Below are 4,258 nucleotides of genomic sequence, written 5' to 3' on the forward strand. Positions count from 1 at the left end.
GATTACTTTGTTATTTTGAGTGCCATGAATAGCCGTCAGTTGGAAGCTATTGCCGACAACATCCGTGAGAAAGTGAAAGAAGCTGGCCTTGATGCTAGTCACATGGAAGGTGACAATAAGGGTGGCTGGATTCTTTTGGATCTTAACGACGTCGTTGTTCACATCTTTACAGAAGACGAGCGTGCACACTATAACCTTGAAAAACTCTGGCATGAAGCACCAATGGTGGATGTGTCAGCCTATTTGGCATAAGAAATTGAACTCAGTTGGCGACAACTGGGTTTTGTTGCTTAATTGAAAATCTAATGGAAAGAAAGGATAGGGTATCGTGTTTAGGTATTTTTCAAACTTAACACGAACTAAAAGCTAGAAGAAAAAGAGTAACTTCCTTTGTATCTAACGAGACAGTAGTAAGTTTCCTAAATTCTCTTTGCTTTTAACGCTCTTTGTATCTTAGAAAGGATTTGAACCCGTCCTGTAATCGTCGGAAAATAGATAGCTTTGGCTTGGATCAGGATTCCAAGTCAAAGCTTCTAATTTTCATTCCGATTACGGACGGACTTGGTATCATGATTATGGCTACTTATGAAACTTTTGCGGCGGTCTACGACGCTGTTATGGATGACAGTCTTTACGATTTGTGGACGGATTTTTCCCTCCGTCATTTACCAAAGACTAAGGATAAAAAGAAATTACTTGAATTGGCTTGTGGAACTGGAATTCAGTCTGTACGCTTTTCTCAAGCTGGTTTTGATGTAACTGGACTTGATTTGAGTGCTGACATGTTGAAGATTGCGGAGAAGCGTGCGTCCTCTGCCAAGCAGAAAATCGATTTTATTGAAGGCAACATGTTGGATTTATCACAAGCTGGCAAGTATGATTTTGTGACCTGTTATTCAGACTCTATCTGCTATATGCAGGACGAAGTAGAGGTTGGAGACGTCTTCAAAGAGGTTTACAATGCTCTCAATGAGGATGGCGTCTTTATCTTTGATGTGCACTCAACCTATCAAACTGACGAAGTTTTCCCTGGCTATTCCTACCATGAAAATGCAGAAGACTTTGCTATGCTTTGGGATACCTATGAGGATGCGGCTCCGCATTCTATAGTCCATGAATTGACTTTCTTTGTCCAAGAGGAAGATGGAAGCTTTAGCCGTCATGATGAGGTGCATGAGGAGCGTACCTATGAGGTCTTGACTTATGATATCTTGTTGGAGCAAGCAGGCTTCAAATCCTTCAAACTTTACGCCGATTTCGAGGACAAGGAACCGACAGAAACTAGTGCACGTTGGTTCTTTGTGGCACAAAAATAAGAGCCTATGACAGTTACAGGTATTATTGCTGAGTTCAATCCTTTTCATAACGGTCACAAGTATCTCTTGAATCAGGCTGAAGGCATAAAAATTGTTGCCATGTCTGGGAACTTTGTTCAGCGAGGTGAGCCGGCTATTGTGGATAAGTGGGCTAGAGCTCAGATGGCTTTGGAAAATGGAGCAGACCTCGTGGTTGAGTTACCTTTCTTGACGGCAGTCCAGTCTGCCGATTATTTTGCTGCTGGAGCCGTCGATATTTTATCCCGACTGGGAATTGATAGTCTTACTTTTGGAACGGAAGAAGTCCTAGACTATCAGGCAATAGCAGATGTCTATGCTGAAAAGTCAGAGGATATGGAAGCCTTTGTGGAAAATTTACCGAGTGACTTATCTTATCCACAAAAGACACAAAAAATGTGGGAAAAGTTTGCTGGTGTGGATTTTACTGGCAATACACCCAACCATATCCTAGGATTAGCCTATGCCAAAGCTTGTGCTGGTAAGGGGATTAAGCTGAAGCCCATCCAGAGACAAGGAGCCGGCTATCATTCCTCAGACAAGGAAGTATCTTTTGCCTCAGCGACCAGTCTACGACTCCACAAGCAAGATAGTGATTTTGTGGATAAGTTCATGCCTAATAGCAAGCTTTTCCAGACTTCTCCACAGGTCTCTTGGGATAATTATTTCCAATTTCTGGTTTATCAGATTCTTACAACCCCTGATTTGACCAGTATTTTCCAGGTGAATGAAGAGATTTCCAGTCGTTTAAAAGCTGCTATCCGTGAGGTTTCTTCTGTGGAGGAATTGGTGGATAAGGTAGCAACCAAACGCTATACAAAAGCAAGGGTACGTCGTATTTTGACCTATATCCTAGTCGGAGCTGTGGAAAATCCTTTACCTCAGACTGTTCATGTGCTTGGATTTTCTCAAAAAGGGCAGGCCCATCTCAAATCTGTGAAAAAGTCTGTGGATATAGTGGCTCGGATTGGGAGAGAACCTTGGGATATGCTTACACAACAAGCGGACAATGTTTATCAATTAGGGAACCCCGAGCTTTCCGAACAAAACTGGGGACGTGTACCGATTAGAGTAAAATAGTTTTATAAAAGGTCTACCTCTGGTAGGCTTTTTAAATTTCTTTTCGAATAGATGTAATAGAAAGAATAAAGTTGTACAAGTTCCTGACAAGTTTATTCTTTTGGTATATAATAAAAGAAAAGAGGAAAATGAGGTATGCTAATGGAAACAGTCGTCTATTCAACATTTCGAAATCATTTGAAGGATTATATGAAGAAGGTTAATGATGAATTTGAACCTCTAGCTGTAGTCAATAAAAATCCCAATGAAGATATTGTGGTTGTCTCAAAGAGTGAGTGGGATAGTATTCAAGAAACATTACGAATTGTTCAAAATAAAGACCTTTCAGACAAGGTTTTAAAGGGAATGGCTCAAGTACGTGCCGGAGAGACTCAAGAACATGCAATAAAGGAGTAGAAAATGTTACTCACTTTTACCGAAGATGCATGGACAGATTATTGCTATTGGCAAAATCAGGATAGGAAGACACTTAAGCGAATTAATAAGCTGATTAAAGATATTCAACGGGATCCTTTTTCAGGTATTGGTAAGCCGGAACCCTTGAAGTACGACTTTCAAGGAGCTTGGTCTCGACGAATTGATGCTGAAAATCGTTTGATTTATATGATTGATGGTAAGAGTATCGCCTTTCTATCTTTTAAAGATCATTATTAGGTCTACCTCTGGTAGGCTTTTTTCGGAAACTATTCTTAAAAAGGTCAAAAAAGATCAAACAAAACTATTGACCTATACTGACTAATGGTGTATTATTATTTCATAAGGATTTAGCTTCCTTATAAATCTTGCAGTGCTTGCCTAAATACTCGTAATAAAGTAATTTTGGTTTGACTGCAAAAAAATTTATAACAAAGGTCAAAAAAAGTCAGAAAAACTATTGACTAATACTGACCAATGTTGTAGAATATAAACATAAGGAAATGAAATCCTTATGAAGGCTGTGCAAATAGCCTATATACCTATATAAAATGATTGCAGCTAGTCTGCAAAAATTTTCATCTAAAAGGTCAGTAAAAGTCAAAATCAAATTCTTGACCTGATTAAATGAAAGGTATATGATAAAACTATAAGGAAAAAGGATTCCTTAATGTACAAGTTTCTTTCTGAAAAACTATTCATAGTTTTGAAAGAGGCTTGGAATTAGCTATATTGAGCGATTCACAGAAAGAAGGTGGCTCTTATGCTAAATGACAATTTATTTAAGACTGAGAAAGTTCTCAGCCTCCTACCAAGAGCAAAACCTGAAATTATTAGAAGAGTAGTTGAAGCTACTAAAAATTTTTAGGGTTTTGGTCAGTAAAAGTCAAATTTACACATTAACTAAAAAATAACATTTAAGAAATTTCACAAGATAAGATAAAACGAGGTAATTATATGAACAACAACTTTAACAATATGGATGATCTTTTCAATCAATTGATGGGTAACATGGGTGGTTACCGTTCAGAAAACCGTCGCTACATGATTAACGGTCGTGAAGTGACACCTGAAGAATTTGCGATTTACCGTCAAACAGGTCAATTGCCTGGTAATGAAGGTGAAACAGTGAACCCAACTCAACAACAGGGTAAAGGACCTAAACAAGATGGTATCCTTGCTAAGCTTGGTCGTAACTTGACAGAAGAAGCTCGTGAAGGTAAATTGGATCCTGTTATCGGACGTAATAAAGAAATCCAAGAAGCTTGCGAAATCTTGGCTCGTCGTACCAAGAATAACCCAGTCCTTGTCGGGGACGCTGGGGTTGGTAAAACAGCCGTAGTTGAAGGTTTGGCTCAAGCCATCGTAAATGGTGATGTTCCAGCTGCAATCAAGAACAAAGAAATCATCTCAATTGATATTTCAGGACT

Annotated in this window: 5 protein-coding genes and 1 pseudogene; all 6 read left to right on the top strand. The window is 39.0% G+C overall.

The genetic code is table 11. The features are described from left to right. A partial coding sequence (gene rsfS, locus RWZ99_RS08875; RefSeq protein WP_314678191.1) for a ribosome silencing factor occupies positions 1-252 on the top strand: 252 nt, incomplete at its 5' end. A 323-nt stretch (positions 253-575) separates the two neighbouring features. Next, entirely contained in the window at positions 576-1,316 is a 741-nt protein-coding gene (locus tag RWZ99_RS08880; protein ID WP_013991077.1) for a class I SAM-dependent methyltransferase, read from the top strand. Positions 1,317-1,322: 6 nt separating this feature from the next. Next, positions 1,323-2,414 carry a nucleotidyltransferase gene (locus RWZ99_RS08885; protein WP_314678195.1) on the top strand — a complete coding sequence of 364 codons (1,092 nt, stop codon included), beginning with the start codon at positions 1,323-1,325 and terminating at the stop codon, positions 2,412-2,414. A gap of 141 nt (positions 2,415-2,555) precedes the next feature. Further along, positions 2,556-2,810, top strand: a complete 255-nt coding sequence (locus RWZ99_RS08890; RefSeq protein ID WP_314678199.1) for a type II toxin-antitoxin system Phd/YefM family antitoxin — start codon at positions 2,556-2,558, stop codon at positions 2,808-2,810. 3 nt (positions 2,811-2,813) lie between these two features. After that, positions 2,814-3,068 (top strand): Txe/YoeB family addiction module toxin, encoded by a 255-nt coding sequence (locus RWZ99_RS08895; protein WP_314678201.1) that lies wholly within the window; start codon positions 2,814-2,816, stop codon positions 3,066-3,068. A 717-nt stretch (positions 3,069-3,785) separates the two neighbouring features. Beyond that, positions 3,786-4,258: pseudogene (locus RWZ99_RS08900) on the top strand (ATP-dependent Clp protease ATP-binding subunit); the annotation flags it as partial.

Origin of the sequence: uncultured Streptococcus sp. (genome assembly GCF_963545685.1) — a bacterium.
Lineage (GTDB): Bacteria > Bacillota > Bacilli > Lactobacillales > Streptococcaceae > Streptococcus.

What these genes read in the sequence shown, in the direction of transcription:
- RWZ99_RS08880 (WP_013991077.1), top strand. Translation starts at nt 576, where the DNA reads ATGGCTACTTATGAAACTTTTGCGGCGGTCTACGACGCTGTTATGGAT.
- RWZ99_RS08885 (WP_314678195.1), top strand. Translation starts at nt 1,323, where the DNA reads ATGACAGTTACAGGTATTATTGCTGAGTTCAATCCTTTTCATAACGGT.
- RWZ99_RS08890 (WP_314678199.1), top strand. Translation starts at nt 2,556, where the DNA reads ATGGAAACAGTCGTCTATTCAACATTTCGAAATCATTTGAAGGATTAT.
- RWZ99_RS08895 (WP_314678201.1), top strand. Translation starts at nt 2,814, where the DNA reads ATGTTACTCACTTTTACCGAAGATGCATGGACAGATTATTGCTATTGG.